This window comes from Rhodopseudomonas palustris HaA2 (genome assembly GCF_000013365.1).
GTDB classification, from domain to species: domain Bacteria; phylum Pseudomonadota; class Alphaproteobacteria; order Rhizobiales; family Xanthobacteraceae; genus Rhodopseudomonas; species Rhodopseudomonas palustris_J.
This window is the reverse complement of record NC_007778.1, coordinates 1981402-1998911: the sequence shown is the minus strand read 5'-3', so window position 1 is coordinate 1998911 and position 17510 is coordinate 1981402. Positions and strand designations below refer to the sequence as shown.

Sequence of the window (17510 nt, the reverse complement as noted above, 5' to 3'; positions counted from 1 at the left end):
GGGGAGAGGGTTGGGGTGAGGGGCGAGCCGAGCACGGTCGCTCGGCCTTGTTGAAACGCCCCCTCACCCGACCGGCTTCGCCGGTCGACCTCTCCCCGCACGCGGGGAGAGGTTTAGTCGGTGCCCGTTGTTACTTCCTCAGTGCACGATCTCGAACAGGCCGGCCGAGCCCATGCCGCCGCCGACGCACATCGTCACCACCGCGTACTTCGCCTTGCGGCGACGGCCTTCGATCAGGGCGTGGCCGGCGAGGCGGGCGCCCGACATGCCGTAGGGGTGGCCGACCGAGATCGCGCCGCCATTGACGTTGAGCTTCTCCGGATCGATGCCGAGCTTGTCGCGGCAGTACAGCACCTGCACGGCGAAGGCTTCGTTGAGCTCCCAGACGCCGATGTCGTCGACGGTCAGGCCGTGGCGCTTCAACAGACGCGGCACCGCGAACACCGGGCCGATGCCCATCTCGTCCGGCTCGCAGCCGTGCGAGACCATGCCGCGGAAGATGCCGAGCGGCTTCAGGCCCTTCGCCGCCGCGGTCTTGTCGCTCATGATCACCGTGGCGGAGGCGCCGTCGGAGAGCTGGCTGGCGTTGCCGGCGGTGATGGTGAAGCCCTCGCCGCGCACCGCCTTCAGGCTGGCGAGACCTTCAGCGGAGGTCTCGGGCCGCGGGCCCTCGTCTTGCGACAGCGTGATGTCCTTGAACGATACCTCGCCGGTGGCCTTGTCGACGACGCCCATCTTGGTCGCGATCGGCGCGATCTCGTCGGCGAACTTGCCGCCCTGCTGCGCCGCAGCGGTGCGGCGCTGGCTCTCCAGCGAATACTCGTCCTGGCGCTCGCGCGAGATGCCGTAGCGCTTCGCCACCGTTTCGGCGGTGTCGAGCATCGCCATGTAGACGTCGCCCTTGATCGCCTGCAGCGCCGGATCGACGGCGTGGAAGCCGTTCATCTTGTCGTTCTGCACCAAGCTGATCGACTCGCCGCCGCCGCCGACCGCGATCTCGACGCCATCGAACAGCACCGAGCGCGCGGCGAGCGCGATCGCCTGCAGGCCGGAGGCGCATTGCCGGTCGATCGTGGTACCGGCGGTGGAGACCGGCAGGCCGGCGCGCAGCAGCGCCTTGCGGGCGATGTTGCCGCCGGTGGCGCCCTGCTGCATCGCGGCGCCCATCACCACGTCCTCGACCTCCTTCGGGTCGATGCCGGCACGCTTGACGGCGTGCTCGATCGCATGGCCCAGCAAGGTCGCGCCCTCGGTGGCGTTGAGGGCGCCGCGATAGGCCTTGCCGATCGGCGTGCGCGCGGTGGAAACGATTACGGCGTCGGTCATGGGCGGACTCCCTGTGCGGTTTGCTGTTGGCTCTGGTTGGTGGATTTGGGTAGCTGATTGCGCAGTTCGTGGCGCGAGAGTTTGCCGACCGGGGTGCGCGGCAATTCGTCGACGAACTCGACCGCGGCGGGCAGCTCGTGCTTGCCGAGTTTGCCCTTGAGGAAATCGCGCAGCTCCTCGACGCTGAAAGGCTTCGCGCCGTCGCGCAGCTTGACGAACGCCTTCGCCGCCTCGCCGCGATAATCGTCGGGGATGCCAATCACGATCACTTCCTGCACCGCCGGATGTTCATAGATCGCTTGTTCGATCATCTGCGGGTAGACGTTGAATCCTCCCGAAATGATCATGTCCTTCTTGCGGTCGACCAGGAAGAAATAGCCGTCGGAGTCCATATAGCCGATATCGCCGGTGAGAAAACGGTCACCGACGAACGACTCCGCGGTTTCCTGCGCCCGGTTCCAGTAGCCCTGGGTGACATTGGGACCGCGGACCCGGATCTCGCCGACTTCGCCGGGCGGCAGAACCTTCTTCGGATCGTCGAGCGCGACGACGTCGAGTTCGATCCCCGGCAGCATCAGCCCGATCGAGCCCGGCTTGTCGGGCCCGTCCGGCGGATGGCCGGTGCCGGGCGAGCAGGTCTCGGTCATGCCCCAGCCGCTCTTGAGTTTGAGATTGGTCTTGCGCTCGAACAATCGCGCGACCTCGACCGGCAGCGGCGCGCCGCCGGAGCCGGCCATCGTCAGCGACGACAGATCGCGGCTCTCCAGCGACGGATCGTTGGCGAGCGCGATCCACATCGTCGGCACGCCGGGGAACACCGTGGCGCGCTTCTCCTCGATGTCGCGGAACACCGCGGCGACGTCGAAGCGCTGATGCAGCGAGATCAGGTCGCCCTGCTTCAGACAGCGCAGCAGGATCACGGTCAGCGCGTAGATGTGAAACAGCGGCAGCACGCAGATCACGCGATGCGCGCCGCCCTCGCCCGCGCGCACCAGGCCCCAGACGTCGTAGATCGACACCGCCGAGGTGAGATTGGCGTGAGTCAGCATCGCGCCCTTGGGCAGGCCGGTGGTGCCGCCGGTGTATTGCAGGAGCGCGATGTCGTCGGGCGAGATCTGCGGCCATGCGGCGGGCTTCGCAGGGCCTTCGATGAAGTCGGCGTAGCGGATCACGCGCGGATCGTCCGGCAATGGGGCGAGCGGCGTGGCCGATGCGCCCCAATCTGAGTCGGCGCAGACGATCAGGCGATCGAGCAGACCCTTGTCGAGGAACCTCAGCGCCATCGGCAGCAATGCTGCGGAATCGGTGGTGATCAGCACGCGCGCGCCGGAATCGCTGAGCTTGTGCGACAGCGCCCGCTCGCCGTCGAGCGGCGACAGATGCACAACGCGGGCGCCGGCCTTCAGCGCGCCGAAGAAGTTGATCGGGTGATCCGGCGTGTTGCCGAGAAACAGAGCGACCGAAGCGCCGGGGCCGTAGCCGGCGCGCAGCAGGGCTGCGGCGGCGATGTCGGCGCGTTCCTGCAGCCCGGCGTAATTTATCTGGCCGTCGCGGAATTCCAGCGCCGGCCGCGCCGCGTAGTCGGTCGCCGCCTTCGCCAGGAGATCGGGCAACGTGCCCTTCGCGATCTCCGCATCCCAGCGAACGCCGGGCGGATAGTACTGCTCACCGGGGTGGGTCATGGGTTCACAATCGTAATGACAGCAGAACTAACAGCTCGTCATTCCGGGGCGTGCGCAGCACGAACCCGGATTCCATAGCCCCTGGCTTTGCGCCTCACAAAGAACGCTGCAGCGCAGTGCCCAATATAGAGCTCAGGGGTTATGGATTCCGGGTCTGCGCCAAGAGGCGCATCCCGGAATGACTCGTGGAGAGGTCTGGGGTGGCGGCTCACGCCGCCGCCTTGTTGGGCTGGCCGAGCGAGGCGAAGGTCTTGCCTTCGGCGGCGAGCTTCTTCAGCAGCGGCGAGGGCTCCAGCGACGGGTCGTTGGTGGCCTTGGCGTAGTAGCTGAGCCGCTCGGCGATGTGCTTGAGGCCGACGCCGTCGGCGTAGTGCATCGGGCCGCCGCGATAGATCGGCCAGCCGTAGCCGTACAGCCAGACCACGTCGATGTCGCTCGGCCGCGCCGCGATGTTCTCCTCGAGGATACGCGCGCCCTCGTTGATCATCGGATACATCATCCGCTCGAGGATCTCCTCGTCGCTGACCTCGCGGCGCTTGAGGCCGAGCTTGGTCAGCGTGTCGTTGATCAGCGTTTCGACTTCGGGATCAGGCAGCGGCGAACGCGAACCGGCTTCGTACTTGTAGTAGCCCTTGCCGGTCTTCTGGCCGAAGCGGCCGGCCTCGCACAGCGCGTCGGCGATCTCCGACTTGATGCCGCGGTCCTTGCGGGAGCGCCAGCCGATGTCCAGGCCGGCGAGATCGCCCATCGCGAACGGGCCCATCGGCATGCCGAATTTGGTGACGACGGCGTCGACCTGCTGCGGTGGCGCGCCTTCGAACAGCAGCTTCTCGGACTGCTTGGAGCGGGCCGCGAGCATGCGGTTGCCGACGAAGCCGTCGCAGACACCGACGACGACCGGCACCTTGGCGATCTTCTTGGCGATCGACACCGCGGTGAGCAGCGCGTCCGGCGCGGTCTTGGCGCCGCGCACGATCTCGCACAGCTTCATCACGTTCGCCGGCGAGAAGAAGTGCATGCCGAGCACGTCCTGCGGCCGCTTGGTGGTCGCCGCGATGTCGTCGACGTTGAGATACGACGTATTCGACGCCAGCACCGCGCCGGGCTTGGCGTAGGCGTCGAGTGCGGTGAAGACTTCCTTCTTCACCGCCATGGTCTCGAACACCGCCTCGATGATCAGATCGGCGTCCTTGACGTTGTCGAGGCCGACCATGCCGGTGATCAGGCCCATCCGCTTGGCCGGCGCATCCGCCGGGATGCCGCCGCGCGCCGCGGTGGCTTCGTAGTTCTTCTGCATGATGCCCATGCCGCGATCGAGCTGCTCCTTGCCGGTCTCGATCAGCGTCACCGGAATGCCGGCGTTCGCAAACGACATCGCGATGCCGCCGCCCATGGTGCCGGCGCCGATGATCGCGACGCGCGACACCGGGCGCGGCTTGGTGCCGTCCGGCACGCCGTCGACCTTGGCGGCCTCGCGCTCGGCGAAGAAGGCGTAGCGCTGCGCTTTGGACTGGTCGCTGACCACGAGCTTCATGAAGCCCTCGCGCTCCTTCTTCAGACCTTCCTCGAACGGCAGGTCGATCGCGGCGCCGATCGCGTCGGCGCAGGCGAACGGCGCCTCGAGGCCGCGCGCCTTCTTGGTCATCGCCGCCACCGCGTTGGTGAAGATCGAGCGATCGGCGCGGGCGGCGGCGAGCTTGGAGTCGTCGTCGCGCAGCCGGCGCGCGGGCAACTTCTCGGCCAGCACCTTGCGGGCGAACGCCTCGCCGCCGGAGGCCGGACCTTCGACGATCTCGGAGATCAGACCGTGCTTCAGCGCTTCCGCGGCACCAATCGGATTGCCGCCGACGATCATCTGCACCGCGAGTTCGGGGCCGACCGCGCGCGGCAGCCGCTGCGTGCCGCCGGCGCCCGGCAGCAGACCGAGCTTGACTTCGGGCAGGCCGAGCTTGGCCTCCTTCACCGCGACGCGGAAATGGCAGCCGAGCGCGACTTCGAGGCCGCCGCCGAGCGCGGTGCCGTGAATCGCCGCGATGGTCGGCTTCGGCGAGTTCTCCAGCGCGGCGATGACGTCGTTGAGCGCCGGCGGCTGCGGCGGCTTGCCGAACTCGGTGATGTCGGCGCCGGCGATGAAGGTGCGCCCCGCACAGGTCAACACGATCGCCTGCACTTCGGGATCGGCGACCGCCGCGTTGACGTTTTCCAGAATGCCGCGGCGAACAGCCGCACTGAGCGCGTTGACCGGCGGGCTGTCGACGGTGACGATCGCGATACCATCGTGCCGTTCGCGCGTGACGACTTCGCTCATTGCATTCTCCTCGGGCTACGTTTCTTGATTGATCTAAATCTATTTCGCAGTGCGAAATTTAGTTTCACATCTTGACAGCGAGGGATATTTTGAAGAGCGTCGCTTGTCAACGACGACCATAATCAATCAAACGTGCCGGGAATGAAACGTCCGCCGAAAAAAGCCGCGACCGATCGCAGTTTCGTCGTCGCGCTGTCGCGCGGCCTCGAAGTCCTGCGTGCGTTCGGCCCTAATGACGGCCTGCTCGGCAATCAGGAAATCGCGGCGCGGACCAAACTGCCGAAGCCGACGATCTCGCGGCTGACCTACACGCTGACCAAGCTCGGCTATCTCACCCAGGTGCCGCGATTCGAGAAGTATCAGCTCGCGCCGGCAGCGATGTCGCTGGGTTATGCGGCGCTCGCCAATCTCGGCGTCCGTCACCTGTCGCAGCCGTTCCGCGACGAATTGATGCAGCAGACCGGCGGCGCGGTCGCGGTCGGCGCGCGCGACCGGATCAGCATGATCTATGTCGGCCAGGCGCGCTCCAGCCTCACCGTGGGCGTGCAACTCGACGTCGGCTCGCGGATTCCGATCGCGACCACCGCGATGGGCCGCGCTTACTTGTGTGCACTGCAAGGCGACGAACGTGCGTCCTTGCTGCGCGACATGCGCGAGCACTACGGCAGCCGCTGGCCGCGCATCAAGGAAGGAATCGAACGCTCCGAAGAGATGGTCGCCAAGCACGGCTTTGCTATTTCGGTCGGCGAATGGCAGGACGACGTGCACGCTGCGGGAGTCGCGCTGACGTTGAACGATGGCACCGGCCCCTACGCATTCAACTGCGGCGCGCCCGCATTCCGCTTCACGGAAGATCGTCTTCTCAACGACATTGGACCTCGTCTCGTGGCGATGGTAAGGAAAATCGAAGCGGCGCTCGGTGGGACAGCGGCGCCGCAATCAAGAAGACCAGACAAATCCGACAACAAGAAAACTAAGTCAGGAGGGAAAGTTGCGCGTGTCGTCGAGGGGATCAGGTAGCATCCATCGTCGCGAAGCGTCGCCGATGATCATGCTCAGCAGCCCGGTTCAGGGCAGCAGCAAATGATGCAGGCACATTCGGGACAAACCGCGTCACCGCTGCTCGCGGTGCGCGACGTCAGCGTCGTGTTCGGCGGCATCGTCGCCTTGAACGGCATTTCATTCGACATGAAGAAGGGCCAGATCCTCGGACTGATCGGCCCGAACGGCGCCGGCAAGACCACGCTGTTCAACTGCCTGTCGCGGCTGTATCAGCCGAGCAAGGGTGACATCCTGCTCGAAGGCGACAGCATCCTCACCCGTCCGCCGCACCGCATCGCGGAAGTCGGCATCGGCCGCACGTTCCAGAACGTCGCGCTGTTCCCGAATCTGACTGTGCTGGACAACGTCCGCGTCGGCACGCATTCGCGTACCAACAGCGACATCGTCTCGGACTCGCTGCGCCTGCCCTGGATCCGCAACGGTGAAAAGGCGATGAACAAGCGCGTCCACGCCATCCTCGACTATCTCGAGCTGGGCAGCGTCGCGCACACCGTGGTGTCGGGCCTGCCGTTCGGCACGCAGAAGCGCGTCGAGTTGGCGCGCGCGCTCGCCGCCGAGCCGAAGATCCTGCTGCTCGACGAGCCGGCCGGTGGCCTCAATCACGAGGAGGTCTACATCCTCGGCGACCTGATCCGGAAGATCCGCGACGACCGCGGCATCACCGTGCTGCTGGTCGAACACCACATGGGTCTGGTGATGTCGATCGCCGACCACGTCGTCGCGCTGAATTTCGGCCGCAAGCTCGCAGAGGGAACGCCCACGCAGGTGCAGAACGACCCGGATGTGATCAAGGCCTATCTGGGGAGCAAGGACCAATGACGGCGATGCTCAACGTTCGCGACCTGCGCGCTTATTACGGCCAGGTCCAGGCGCTGCACGGTCTCGAATTCGACCTGCAGGAAGGCAGCCTCACCACCCTGCTCGGCGCCAACGGCGCCGGCAAAACCACGACGCTGCGCGCGATCTGCAACATGGTGCGTTCGACCGGCTCGATCGAATTCCAGGGCACCAAGCTGTCCAGCCGCTCGACCGAATCGATCGTCCGGCTCGGCATCGCCCACGTGCCGCAGGGCCGCGGCACCTTCACGACGCTCACCGTGCACGAGAACCTCGAGCTCGGTGCGATCAGCCGCAAGGACCGCAAGGCGATCCCCGGCGACATCGAGCGGATGTATGCGCACTTCCCGGTGCTGAAGCAGCGTCACACCCAGCAGGCCGGCACGCTGTCCGGCGGCGAACAGCAGATGCTCGCGGTCGCCCGCGCGCTGATGCTTCGGCCGCGGCTGATGCTGCTCGACGAGCCGTCGTTCGGTCTCGCGCCGCTGGTGGTGCGCGATCTGTTCAAGATCCTCGGCAAGATCAATCGCGAGGACAAGGTCACCATCCTGGTGGTCGAGCAGAACGCGCAGCTCGCGCTGGAGCTCGCCGACAAGGCTTACGTGATCGAAACAGGACGCATCGTGATGTCGGGCAAGGCCGACGACATCGCCAACAATGAAGACGTCCGCAAATCGTATCTCGGATACTGAGGAGACTTGCCATGGAACTTCTGCTGAATCAGGTCCTGGCAGGTATCGCCACCGGCGCCATCTACGCATGTATGGCGCTGGCCGTGGTGATGATCTATCAGGCGATCGACCACCTCAACTTCGCCCAGGGCGAAATGGCGATGTTCTCCACGTTCATCGCCTGGCAGATGCTGCAATGGGGCGTGCCGTATTGGGGCGCTTTCGTGCTGACGCTGGCGCTCTCCTTCGCGGGCGGCATCGTCATCGAGCGGGCGTTGTTCAAGCCGCTCGGCAACGCGCCGGTGCTGACCCACGTCGCGGGTTTCATCGCGCTGTTCGCGATCGTCAACTCGGTCGCGGGCCTGACCTGGGACTTCACCATCAAGCAGTTCCCGTCGCCGTTCGGCTCGTCGCCCTTCCTCGGCAGCCAGCTGATCTCGACGCACCAGGCCGGCATGATCGGCGTCACGCTGGTGCTGCTGCTGCTGCTGTACTTCTTCTTCCAGTTCACCCGCATCGGCTTGGCGATGCGCGCGGCCGCGGCTCAGCCGGAGTCCGCGCGTCTCGTCGGCATCAACACCTCGTGGATGGTGGCGCTGGGCTGGGGCATGGCGGCGGCGATCGGCTCGATTGCCGGCATGCTGATCGCCCCGGTGGTGTTCCTCGAACCCAACATGATGGGCGGCGTGCTGATCTACGGGTTCGCCGCGGCGGTTCTCGGCGGGCTGTCCAGCCCGCTCGGCGCGGTGATCGGCGGGTTCCTGGTCGGCGTGTTCGAGAACCTGGCCGGGACCTACATCCCCGGCGTCGGGAACGAATTGAAACTCCCGATCGCGCTGGCGCTGATCGTCACCGTCCTGGTCGTCAAACCCACCGGCCTGTTCGGCCGTGCCATCGTCAAGCGAGTCTGATCATGAGCGCCTTGCAGGAAATCGTCGAAACCCCGCCGATCGAGACCACGCCGAAGAAGTACATGGCGCTGGGCACCTACGCCTCGGTCGTGGTGGTGGTCTTGCTGTGCGCGGCACCGCTGATCGCCAAGAACTTCGTCATCTTCCAGATGACGATGGTCCTGATCTACGCCATCGCCGTTCTGGCGCTGAACATCCTGACCGGTGGCAGCGGCCAGTTCTCGCTCGGCCAGAGCGCGTTCTATGCGCTCGGCGCCTACACCTCCGCGATCCTGATGGAGGTCTTCGGCGTCAACTACGCCCTGACGCTGCCGGTCGCCGGCGGGATCTGCTTCATCGCGGGCTATCTGTTCGGCCTGCCGGCGTTGCGGCTCTCCGGCATCTATCTGGCGCTCGCGACCTTCGCGCTCGCCACCGCGATGCCGCAACTGCTGAAGCTGCACTACTTCGAGGCATGGACTGGCGGTGTGCAGGGCCTGGTGATCACCAAGCCGGACGCGCCGTTCGGACTGCCGCTCTCGCAGGACATGTGGCTTTACTACTTCGTGCTCGTGGTCTCGATGGCGATCTACGTCGCCTCGGTCAACCTGCTGAAGTCGCGCTCCGGCCGCGCCATGATGGCGATCCGCGACAACGAGATCGCGGCGTCGGCGATGGGCGTGGACGTGGCGCTGTACAAGACGCTGGCGTTCGGCGTCTCGGCCGGCATCACCGGCGTCGCCGGCGGTCTCGGCGCCATCGCGGTGCAGTTCGTGGCGCCGGACAGCTACACCATCCAGCTCGCCATCGCGCTGTTCCTCGGCATGGTGGTCGGCGGTGTCGGCTGGCTGCCGGGCTCGATCGTCGGCGCGGCCTTCATCGTGTTCGTGCCGAACATCGCCGAGCACTTCTCCAAGGGCCTGTCCGGCGCGGTGTTCGGCCTCATCCTGGTGCTGATCATCTTCGTGCTGCCGCACGGCTCGCGCCAGATCGCCTACACGGTTCAGGGCTGGTTCCACAAACTGAGAAAATGATCCGTCCCGCTTGACGGACGCGACAGCCTGGCCCCCTGCGAGACCTTCGCAGGGGGCTTTTTCTTGCGACCGCATCATCTGTCTCGGCGTTCGCGTCGGCAGCTGCCGGCCCACGCCGACCACGCGGCCCCACGATCGGAAGATGGGCCTCGGCGCGCGATCCGGCATATACAGGGCGGATTCCGCCGCGCCACGCGGCCCGATGCGAGACCCGATCATGCTTTCCGATGCCTTCCGGTGCACGCGATGGACCGCGTTGCTCACCGTTCTCTTCGCCGTCGTCGCTGCGTCGCCGGCGCTTTCCCAGAAGCGCTACGATCCCGGCGCCAGCGACACCGCGATCCGGATCGGCAATCTGATGCCCTATTCCGGCCCGGCCTCGGCCTATGCCATCGTCGGCCGCATCGAGCAGGCCTATTTCCGGATGATCAACGACCAGGGCGGCATCAACGGCCGCCGGATCGAGTTCATTTCCTATGACGACGCCTACAGCCCGGCCAAGGCGGTGGAGCAGACGCGCAGACTGGTCGAAAGCGACGAGGTGCTGCTGGTGTTCAGCGCGATGGGCACGCCCTCGAACACCGCGATCCAGAAATATCTCAACGCCAAGGGCGTCCCGCAACTGTTCGCCGCGAGCGGCGCGACGCGGTTCGGCGACCCGAAGGGCTTTCCCTGGACGATGGGCTGGCAGCCGCCCTACCAGGTCGAGGGCCGCGTCTACGCCAAATACATCCTCGCCAGCAGGCCCGAGGCCCGGATCGCGGTGCTGTATCAGAACGACGACCTCGGACGCGACCTGCTGAAGGGGCTGAAGGACGGGCTCGGCGACCACGCGACGCAGATCGTCGCCGAGGAGAGCTACGAAGTCGCCGAGCCTTCCGCCGATAACCACATCGCCCGGCTGAAGGCGTCGGGCGCCGACGCGTTCGTCAGCATCACCACGCCGAAATTCGCGGCGCAGAGCATCCGCACGGCCGCCGAGATGCAATGGCGTCCGCTGTATCTGCAGGCGCTGGTGTCGGCCTCGATCGGCGCGGTGCTGCGGCCGGCCGGGCTCGACCACGCGCAGGGACTCATTTCCGCGGCCTACAACAAGGACGCCGCCGATCCGCAATGGACCGACGACCCCGGCATGAAGCGGTTCCATGCCTTCCTCGATACCTACGCGCCGGACGTCAACCGCGGCGACAATTCGGTGATCTACGGCTACGGTGCGGCGCAATGCCTCGTCGAGGTCCTGCGCCGTGCCGGCGACACGCTGACGCGCGCCAATGTGATGCGCGAAGCGGCCAGTCTCGAAGGCTACGCGCCCGACACGCTGCTGCCGGGCATCACCATCACCACCGCGGCGAACGACTTTCATCCGATCGAACAGCTGCGCTTGATGCGTTTCGAGGGCGACCACTGGCGCTTGTTCAGACCGGTGATCGACGCCGACCTGCGCAACTGATCGACCGCATAATCCGCGACGCGGGATATCGACCAGCGAACCCCGGCGCCGATGTCGTCGGGCGACTCTTGCTGCACGCGCGAGAAACGTGTTCAATTCGTTTCGAACTCAACGAAGTTCGAACAAGAAAAAACCCACGACCAAGGAGCCTTCTGCAATGCCAACTTCGCCTTCGCGCGCGCTCGTCTTTTCAGCAGCCGTCGCGGTCAGCCTCGCAGCGTTCAACGGCGCTGCCTTCGCTCAAAAAAAATACGACACCGGCGCCTCCGATACCGAGATCAAGATCGGCAACATCATGCCCTATTCGGGCCCGGCCTCGGCCTACGGCACGATCGGCAAGACCGAAGAAGCCTACTTCCGGATGGTGAACGAGAACGGCGGCATCAACGGCCGCAAGGTCAACTTCATCAGCTATGACGACGCCTATTCGCCGCCGAAGGCGGTCGAACAGGTCCGCAAGCTGGTCGAGAGCGACGAAGTGCTGGCGGTGTTCAACCCGCTCGGCACGCCGTCCAACACCGCGGTCCAGAAATATCTCAACGCCAAGAAAGTGCCGCAACTGTTCGTCGCCACCGGCGCCACCAAGTGGAACGATTCGAAGAACTTCCCCTGGACGATCGGCTGGCAGCCGTCCTACCAGAGCGAAGCGCAGATCTACGCCAAGTACCTGCTGAAAGAGAAGCCGGACGCCAAAATCGGCATCCTCTATCAGAACGACGATTTCGGCAAAGACTATCTGAAGGGCACCAAGGACGGCCTCGGCGCCAAGGCCGCCTCGATGATCATCGCCGAAGAGAGCTACGAGATCTCGGCGCCGACCATCGACAGCAACGTCGTCAAGCTGAAGTCGGCCAATCCCGACGTCGTGCTGGTCTACACCACGCCGAAATTCGCCGCGCAGACCATCAAGAAGATCGCCGAACTGAGCTGGAAGCCGCTGGTGATCCTCACCAACGTCTCGGCCTCGGTCGGCAGCGTGATGCAGCCCGCCGGCTTCGAAAACGCCCAGGGCGTGCTGTCGGCGAACTACGCGAAGGACCCGACCGACCAGCAGTGGGACAGCGATCCGAAGTTCAAAAAGTGGCACGCCTTCGTCGAGAAATACATGCCGGGCTCCAACAAGAACGACAGCAACATGGTCTACGGCTACGGCGCCGCCCAGACGCTGCACAAGGTGCTGGAGATGTGCGGCGACGACCTGACCCGCGCCAATTTGATGAAGCAGGCCGCCAGCCTCAAGGACTTCGAGCCGGACACCCTGTTGCCCGGCGTCAAGATCAATACCTCGGCGACCGACTTCGCGCCGATCAGCCAACTCCAGATGATGCGCTTCAAGGGCGACAGGTGGGAGCTGTTCGGCGAGATCATCTCCGGCGACATCACCCAGTAAGGCATCGGCGTCCGGCCCCGATCCGGACGCCTTCCGATCCGAACGATCACCCCGGCAACCTGGTTGCCGGGGTTTTTGTTTGCCGGTTTGCGCCAGGCCGCCCCAATCCGGGCTGCGGCCTCGCCTCACAGGCCGCCCCGGCCGGCTGGCGAACGCGGCACTCCGGAAACCGCACTTCGCACCGCAGCACACACGAACAGCAATTACTTCGCACCGCAGCAAGCGCCTGCGGCTTTCACGCATGGGCTTTTCCTTGCTGCTAACCGCCGAAAGGTGTTGAATATCCACAGGGGCCACCAAGAGTCCCGCGATCAAACACAACAATCACACATCAAGAAAAGGGAGTCCGAAATGCCTTCACTCCGTTCGCACGCGGCTGCCATCTCGGCTGCGCTCGCGGTGACACTCGCAGCCTCGAGCGGCGCGCTCGCGCAGAAGAAATACGATTCCGGCGCAAGCGACACCGAGATCAAGATCGGCAACATCATGCCCTACAGCGGACCCGCCTCCGCTTACGGCGTGATCGGCAGAACCGAAGCCGCGTACTTCAAGATGATCAACGACAAGGGCGGCATCAACGGCCGCAAGATCAACTTCATCACCTACGACGACGCCTATTCGCCGCCGAAGACCGTGGAGCAGGCACGCAAGCTGGTCGAGAGCGACGAGGTGCTGCTGATCTTCAACTCGCTCGGCACGCCGCCGAACTCGGCGATCCACAAATACATGAACAGCAAGAAGGTGCCGCAGCTGTTCGTCGCCACCGGCGCGACCAAGTGGAACGATCCCAAGGACTTCCCCTGGACGATGGGCTGGCAGCCCAACTACCAGAGCGAGACCCAGATCTACGCCAAGTACATCATGAAGGAGATGCCGACCGCCAAGATCGCGGTGCTGTATCAGAACGACGATTACGGCAAGGACTATCTGAAGGGCCTGGAGGACGGGCTCGGCGCCAAGGGCGCGTCGATGATCGTCATGAAGGAGAGCTACGAGATCTCCTCGCCGACGATCGACAACCAGATCGTCAAGCTGAAGTCGAGCGGCGCCGACGTCTTCATCAACATCACCACGCCGAAATTCGCCGCCCAGGCGATCAAGAAGTTGAATGAAGTCGGTTGGAAGCCGACCCACTTCCTGAACAACGTCTCGGCCTCGGTCGGCAGCGTGATCAAGCCCGCCGGCTACGAGAACGCGCAGGGCATCATCTCCGCCGCCTACATGAAGGACGTCTCCGACACGCAGTGGAAGGACGACCCGGGCATGAAGGAGTTCCTGGCCTTCATGGACAAGGAATTTCCGGAAGGCAACAAGCTCGATGGCGGCACCATCGTCGGCTACGGCGTGGCGCAGACGCTCGTCGAAGTGCTGAAGAAGAGCGGCGACGATCTGACCCGCGCCAACGTGATGAAGCAGGCCGCGAGCCTGAAGGACTTCCGCACCGAGGTGCTGCTTCCCGGGATCAAGATCAACACCTCGGCGACCGACTTCGCGCCGATCAGCCAGTTGCAGCTGATGCGCTTCAAGGGCGAGAAGTGGGAGCTGTTCGGCGACGTGATCAGCGCCGACGTCGGCGGCTGAGCCCGCCTCGCCGAGCGTCGACAAAACGAAGCCCCGGACGCGCCGCGCCCGGGGCTTTTGTTCGTCCGTCTCTTCGTCCGTCGATGGACGGGGCAAGCCCGGCCACGACGGAGAATGTGGGGAGCCGCGACGATCAGGCCGCCGCGGCGAGGTTGACGGCGCTCTCGGCGAGCTTGGTCAGGGTCACGTCGGTGGTCTTTTCCTGCTGCAGCGTCTGGTCGAGCAGCTTGGCGGCGTCCTTCATGCCGAGCTGGGTCGCCCACTGCTTCAGCGTGCCGTAGCGTGAGATCTCGTAGTGCTCGACGGCCTGCGCCGCGGCAAGCAGCCCGGCGTCGAGCGCCTCGGTGCCCTTGTAGTCGTCCATGATCTCCTTGCCCTCGTCGAGGATGCCCATGATCGCGTCGCAGGTCTTGCCGCGCGCGGGCTTGTCCAGCAGTTCGAAGATCTGCTCCAGCCGTTCGATCTGGCCTTCGGTTTCGCCCTGATGCTTCTCGAACGCGGCGCGCAGCTTGTCCGAGGTGGCGGCCTTCGCCATCTTCGGCAGCGCCTTCAGGATCTGCTTTTCGGCGTAGTAGATGTCCTTGAGGGTGTCGAGGAAGAGATCGTTGAGATTCTTGTCTTTGGCAACAGCCATGGCGGTCTCCGGTTGGTGTGCGTGGTCTCGGACCTGCGCCCAACGCGGCCTTCGAACGATTGTTCCTGACGATCGCCTGGTGTCATCCAGTTTTCAAATCGATCCGGCAGGGTCGTCATTGATCACTCGAATGCCGGGATGACCGCCCTGACACAGCGAACGACGATACGAAGTGCACCCAGGCGCGCGCCCACGAGCGCGATCGGCGTCGCGCAAACGCCAGTGTCGGCCGTCGGGTCGGGGCCGGCCGGTGCGTGCTGACGAGCGCGCGATCCGGCGCCGATTTCCATGACCGATGCCCCTCGCTGCGATCCCGCGATCCCCGGACTGGTCTGGGGATTCAGCTTCGGTCCTGACGGAACCCCGCAATCGCTGCCGGACGACGCACCGCTCGGCTTCGAGCGCCACGGTCGTTACTGGCTGCATTTCAACCTCGCCGATTCCCGTGCGCACCAATCGCTCGCCGAAATCGAGCTGCCCGCGCCGGTGCGGACGCTGCTGCAATCCAGGGACACCTATCAGCAGATGCACAGCCTCGACGGCTGCGTCTACGGCGTGATCGCCGATCTGATGCGCGACATCGCCGACGTCACCGAGGACACCGGCTTCCTGCGCTTCGTGATGACCGAGCAGCTGCTGATTACGGCCCGCTATCAGGCTCTGTGCGCGGTCGACACCGCCCGGCGTGCGCTCGAACGCGGGCATCGGGTCGAAAGCTGTGCGGCGCTGTTCGAAATGATCGTCCACAACGTCGCCGACGCGATGGAGAAGATCGCCGACGACGTCTTCGAGACCCTCGACAAGATCGAGGAGAAGCTGCTGTCGGACGACACCGACGATTTGCGCCAGGGGCTCGGGCGGGTGCGGCGGACCTGCGTCCGGCTGCACCGCCACCTGTCCGGCCTGCGCATCGTGCTGCACCGATTCGACCGCAACGACAGCGCCGACCTCGCGCCGGCGCTGCGGCCGCGCGCCGGCAAGCTGGCGCAACGGCTCGACGGGCTCGACCATTCGGTGGTCGAGATGCGCGAGCGCAGCCGGCTGCTGCAGGAGGAGCTGCATCTGAAGATCGAGGAACAGGGCAATGGCAACCTGCGGGTGCTGTCGATGCTCACCGCGCTGCTGATGCCGCCGACGCTGGTCAGCGGCATGTTCGGCATGAACCTGCGCGGGCTGCCGTTCGCCGAAGGCGACGGCGGGTTCGTCCTGGCGTTGCTGGCGATGGCGATGTCGTCGTTCGGGGCCTGGCTGTTGATGAAGCGTATCGGCCTGATCAGGTAGCCAGGGCATGCTTCCGATCATCACGAAAACGCCGCGGATAGCGGCCTGCGTGATCGCATTGCTGGGGCTGGGGCTGCACGCCACCAGCAGCGTGGCGGAACCGGCCGGCGCGCCGGCCGCGGATCCACCCCGGGCGCTGGCCGATTGGGGTGTCCAGTTCAGCGCCACCTACATCGGCGAAACGCTGGCCGACGTGTCCGGTGGCATGAGACGCGGGACGATCTATGCGGGTCGTCTCGATCTCGGCACCACCGTCGATCTCGACCGGCTGTTCGGCTGGCACGGCGCGACCTTTCACGCCAACCTGTTTCAGATCCACGGCAACAATTTGTCGCGCAACTATGTCGGCAATCTGCTGCTGGTGAGCGGCATCGAATCGCTGCCGGCGACCCGGCTCTACGAGGCCTGGATCGAACAATCGATGCTCGGCGGCGCGCTGTCCATCAAGGTCGGGCAGCAATCCGCCGACACCGAATTCGTCGACAGCCGCTATCTCGACATGTTCGTCAACGCCGCCCTGGGCTGGCCCGGTCTCACCGGCGTCGTGCTGCCGAGCGGAGGGCCGTCGCCGCCACTGGCGGTGCCGGGTGTCCGCATCAAGGCGCGGTTCGGCGACAAGCTCACCGCCTCGGTCGCGGTGTTCGACGGCGATGCCGCGCCGCCCGGTCCCGGCGATCCGCAGAGCAGGAATCCGAACGGGTTGCTGTTTCGCGTGCACGACCCGGCCTGGCTGATCGGACAAGTGAAATACGGTTTCGGCAATGGCAACGGAATGCCTTCCGGCATCACCGCCGGTGCCTGGTATCATTTCGGCACGTTCGACAGCCAGCGCTTCACCGCGCAGGGCTCCTCGGTCGCAGATCCCGCGGGCTCCGGGCTGCCGGCCAGGCTGCGCGGCGATCAGGGCGTGTTCGCAGTCTACGAGCAGCCGCTGTCCCACAGCGCCGCCGATCCGGCCAAAGGCACCGGCTTGGTCGCGCGCGTGCTGGCGAGCCCGTCGGACCGCAACCTGATCAGCTTCTATGTCGATGCGGCATTGCTGTTCACCGGCTTCAGCCCGTCGCGCCCGGACGACAAGTTCGGCGTGGCGATCAGTTACGCCCGGATCTCGGATGCGGCACGCGCGCTCGATCGCGACGTGCGGCGCTGGAGCGGCATCGCGTCGCCGGTCCGCGACTTCGAGGCCGTGATCGAGCTGACCTATCTGGCGCAAATCACCGGCAATTTCGCTGTCCAGCCGGTGATCGAATACGTGATGCATCCAGCCGGCGGCGCGACCGATCCGTTCGATCCCGCCGGGACCAGGCGGATCAGGGACGCGGTGGTGCTCGGCATCCGCACCACGCTGAGCTACTGACCGGCCG

14 protein-coding genes are annotated in these 17510 nt (G+C 65.4%); 10 read left to right on the top strand and 4 right to left on the bottom strand.

Annotated elements, in window-relative coordinates:
- Nucleotides 1-138 precede the first annotated feature (138 nt).
- The 3 genes from RPB_RS08800 to RPB_RS08790 all read right to left on the bottom strand — a co-directional run bounded on the left by RPB_RS08800 (nucleotide 139) and on the right by RPB_RS08790 (nucleotide 5316).
- Nucleotides 139-1326, bottom strand: a complete 1188-nt coding sequence (locus tag RPB_RS08800) for an acetyl-CoA C-acyltransferase (protein ID WP_011440644.1) — start codon at nucleotides 1324-1326, stop codon at nucleotides 139-141.
- On the bottom strand, nucleotides 1323-3008 hold the full coding sequence (gene pimA / locus RPB_RS08795) for a dicarboxylate--CoA ligase PimA (protein WP_011440643.1): 1686 nt from the start codon (nucleotides 3006-3008) through the stop codon (nucleotides 1323-1325). Before pimA ends, RPB_RS08800 begins: the two co-directional genes overlap by 4 nt.
- Nucleotides 3009-3216: 208 nt before the next feature.
- Nucleotides 3217-5316 carry a 3-hydroxyacyl-CoA dehydrogenase NAD-binding domain-containing protein gene (locus RPB_RS08790; protein ID WP_011440642.1) on the bottom strand — a complete coding sequence of 700 codons (2100 nt, stop codon included), beginning with the start codon at nucleotides 5314-5316 and terminating at the stop codon, nucleotides 3217-3219.
- Nucleotides 5317-5457: 141 nt separating this feature from the next.
- On the opposite strand from RPB_RS08790, the gene RPB_RS08785 reads away from it, so the two are divergent.
- From RPB_RS08785 to RPB_RS08750, 8 genes are all read left to right on the top strand, one after another.
- Nucleotides 5458-6336: an IclR family transcriptional regulator gene (locus RPB_RS08785; RefSeq protein ID WP_011440641.1), complete on the top strand. Its 879-nt coding sequence runs from the start codon at nucleotides 5458-5460 to the stop codon at nucleotides 6334-6336.
- Between the two features lie 63 nt (nucleotides 6337-6399).
- Entirely contained in the window at nucleotides 6400-7197 is a 798-nt protein-coding gene (locus RPB_RS08780; protein ID WP_011440640.1) for an ABC transporter ATP-binding protein, read from the top strand.
- Nucleotides 7194-7907, top strand: a complete 714-nt coding sequence (locus tag RPB_RS08775) for an ABC transporter ATP-binding protein (protein WP_011440639.1) — start codon at nucleotides 7194-7196, stop codon at nucleotides 7905-7907. The genes RPB_RS08780 and RPB_RS08775 overlap by 4 nt, the downstream gene beginning before the upstream one ends.
- 11 nt (nucleotides 7908-7918) lie before the next feature.
- Nucleotides 7919-8797: a branched-chain amino acid ABC transporter permease gene (locus tag RPB_RS08770; protein ID WP_011440638.1), complete on the top strand. Its 879-nt coding sequence runs from the start codon at nucleotides 7919-7921 to the stop codon at nucleotides 8795-8797.
- Between the two features lie 2 nt (nucleotides 8798-8799).
- Nucleotides 8800-9810 (top strand): branched-chain amino acid ABC transporter permease, encoded by a 1011-nt coding sequence (locus RPB_RS08765; RefSeq protein WP_011440637.1) that lies wholly within the window; start codon nucleotides 8800-8802, stop codon nucleotides 9808-9810.
- 202 nt (nucleotides 9811-10012) lie between these two features.
- The gene (locus tag RPB_RS08760) at nucleotides 10013-11260 is read left to right on the top strand and encodes an ABC transporter substrate-binding protein (RefSeq protein WP_433993728.1); all 1248 of its coding nucleotides are present in this window, start codon (nucleotides 10013-10015) and stop codon (nucleotides 11258-11260) included.
- Between the two features lie 157 nt (nucleotides 11261-11417).
- Nucleotides 11418-12650 carry an ABC transporter substrate-binding protein gene (locus tag RPB_RS08755; protein WP_011440635.1) on the top strand — a complete coding sequence of 411 codons (1233 nt, stop codon included), beginning with the start codon at nucleotides 11418-11420 and terminating at the stop codon, nucleotides 12648-12650.
- 351 nt (nucleotides 12651-13001) lie between these two features.
- A complete protein-coding gene (locus RPB_RS08750) occupies nucleotides 13002-14231 on the top strand; it encodes an ABC transporter substrate-binding protein (protein ID WP_011440634.1) in 1230 nt (409 codons plus the stop codon).
- Nucleotides 14232-14364: 133 nt separating this feature from the next.
- Here the strand turns inward: RPB_RS08750 and RPB_RS08745 are convergent, their stop codons facing one another.
- Nucleotides 14365-14865 (bottom strand): ferritin-like domain-containing protein, encoded by a 501-nt coding sequence (locus tag RPB_RS08745; RefSeq protein ID WP_011440633.1) that lies wholly within the window; start codon nucleotides 14863-14865, stop codon nucleotides 14365-14367.
- A 288-nt stretch (nucleotides 14866-15153) separates the two neighbouring features.
- On the opposite strand from RPB_RS08745, the gene RPB_RS08740 reads away from it, so the two are divergent.
- Nucleotides 15154-16146 (top strand): transporter, encoded by a 993-nt coding sequence (locus RPB_RS08740; protein ID WP_011440632.1) that lies wholly within the window; start codon nucleotides 15154-15156, stop codon nucleotides 16144-16146.
- Between the two features lie 49 nt (nucleotides 16147-16195).
- Nucleotides 16196-17503 carry a carbohydrate porin gene (locus tag RPB_RS08735; protein WP_245258329.1) on the top strand — a complete coding sequence of 436 codons (1308 nt, stop codon included), beginning with the start codon at nucleotides 16196-16198 and terminating at the stop codon, nucleotides 17501-17503.
- The last annotated feature ends 7 nt before the right edge of the window (nucleotides 17504-17510 follow it).

Excerpts from the sequence above, each read along its gene's own strand:
- RPB_RS08800 (WP_011440644.1), bottom strand. The coding sequence starts at position 1,326 with ATGACCGACGCCGTAATCGTTTCCACCGCGCGCACGCCGATCGGCAAG.
- pimA (WP_011440643.1), bottom strand. The coding sequence starts at position 3,008 with ATGACCCACCCCGGTGAGCAGTACTATCCGCCCGGCGTTCGCTGGGAT.
- RPB_RS08790 (WP_011440642.1), bottom strand. The coding sequence starts at position 5,316 with ATGAGCGAAGTCGTCACGCGCGAACGGCACGATGGTATCGCGATCGTC.
- RPB_RS08785 (WP_011440641.1), top strand. The coding sequence starts at position 5,458 with ATGAAACGTCCGCCGAAAAAAGCCGCGACCGATCGCAGTTTCGTCGTC.
- RPB_RS08780 (WP_011440640.1), top strand. The coding sequence starts at position 6,400 with ATGATGCAGGCACATTCGGGACAAACCGCGTCACCGCTGCTCGCGGTG.
- RPB_RS08775 (WP_011440639.1), top strand. The coding sequence starts at position 7,194 with ATGACGGCGATGCTCAACGTTCGCGACCTGCGCGCTTATTACGGCCAG.
- RPB_RS08770 (WP_011440638.1), top strand. The coding sequence starts at position 7,919 with ATGGAACTTCTGCTGAATCAGGTCCTGGCAGGTATCGCCACCGGCGCC.
- RPB_RS08765 (WP_011440637.1), top strand. The coding sequence starts at position 8,800 with ATGAGCGCCTTGCAGGAAATCGTCGAAACCCCGCCGATCGAGACCACG.
- RPB_RS08760 (WP_433993728.1), top strand. The coding sequence starts at position 10,013 with ATGCGAGACCCGATCATGCTTTCCGATGCCTTCCGGTGCACGCGATGG.
- RPB_RS08755 (WP_011440635.1), top strand. The coding sequence starts at position 11,418 with ATGCCAACTTCGCCTTCGCGCGCGCTCGTCTTTTCAGCAGCCGTCGCG.
- RPB_RS08750 (WP_011440634.1), top strand. The coding sequence starts at position 13,002 with ATGCCTTCACTCCGTTCGCACGCGGCTGCCATCTCGGCTGCGCTCGCG.
- RPB_RS08745 (WP_011440633.1), bottom strand. The coding sequence starts at position 14,865 with ATGGCTGTTGCCAAAGACAAGAATCTCAACGATCTCTTCCTCGACACC.
- RPB_RS08740 (WP_011440632.1), top strand. The coding sequence starts at position 15,154 with ATGACCGATGCCCCTCGCTGCGATCCCGCGATCCCCGGACTGGTCTGG.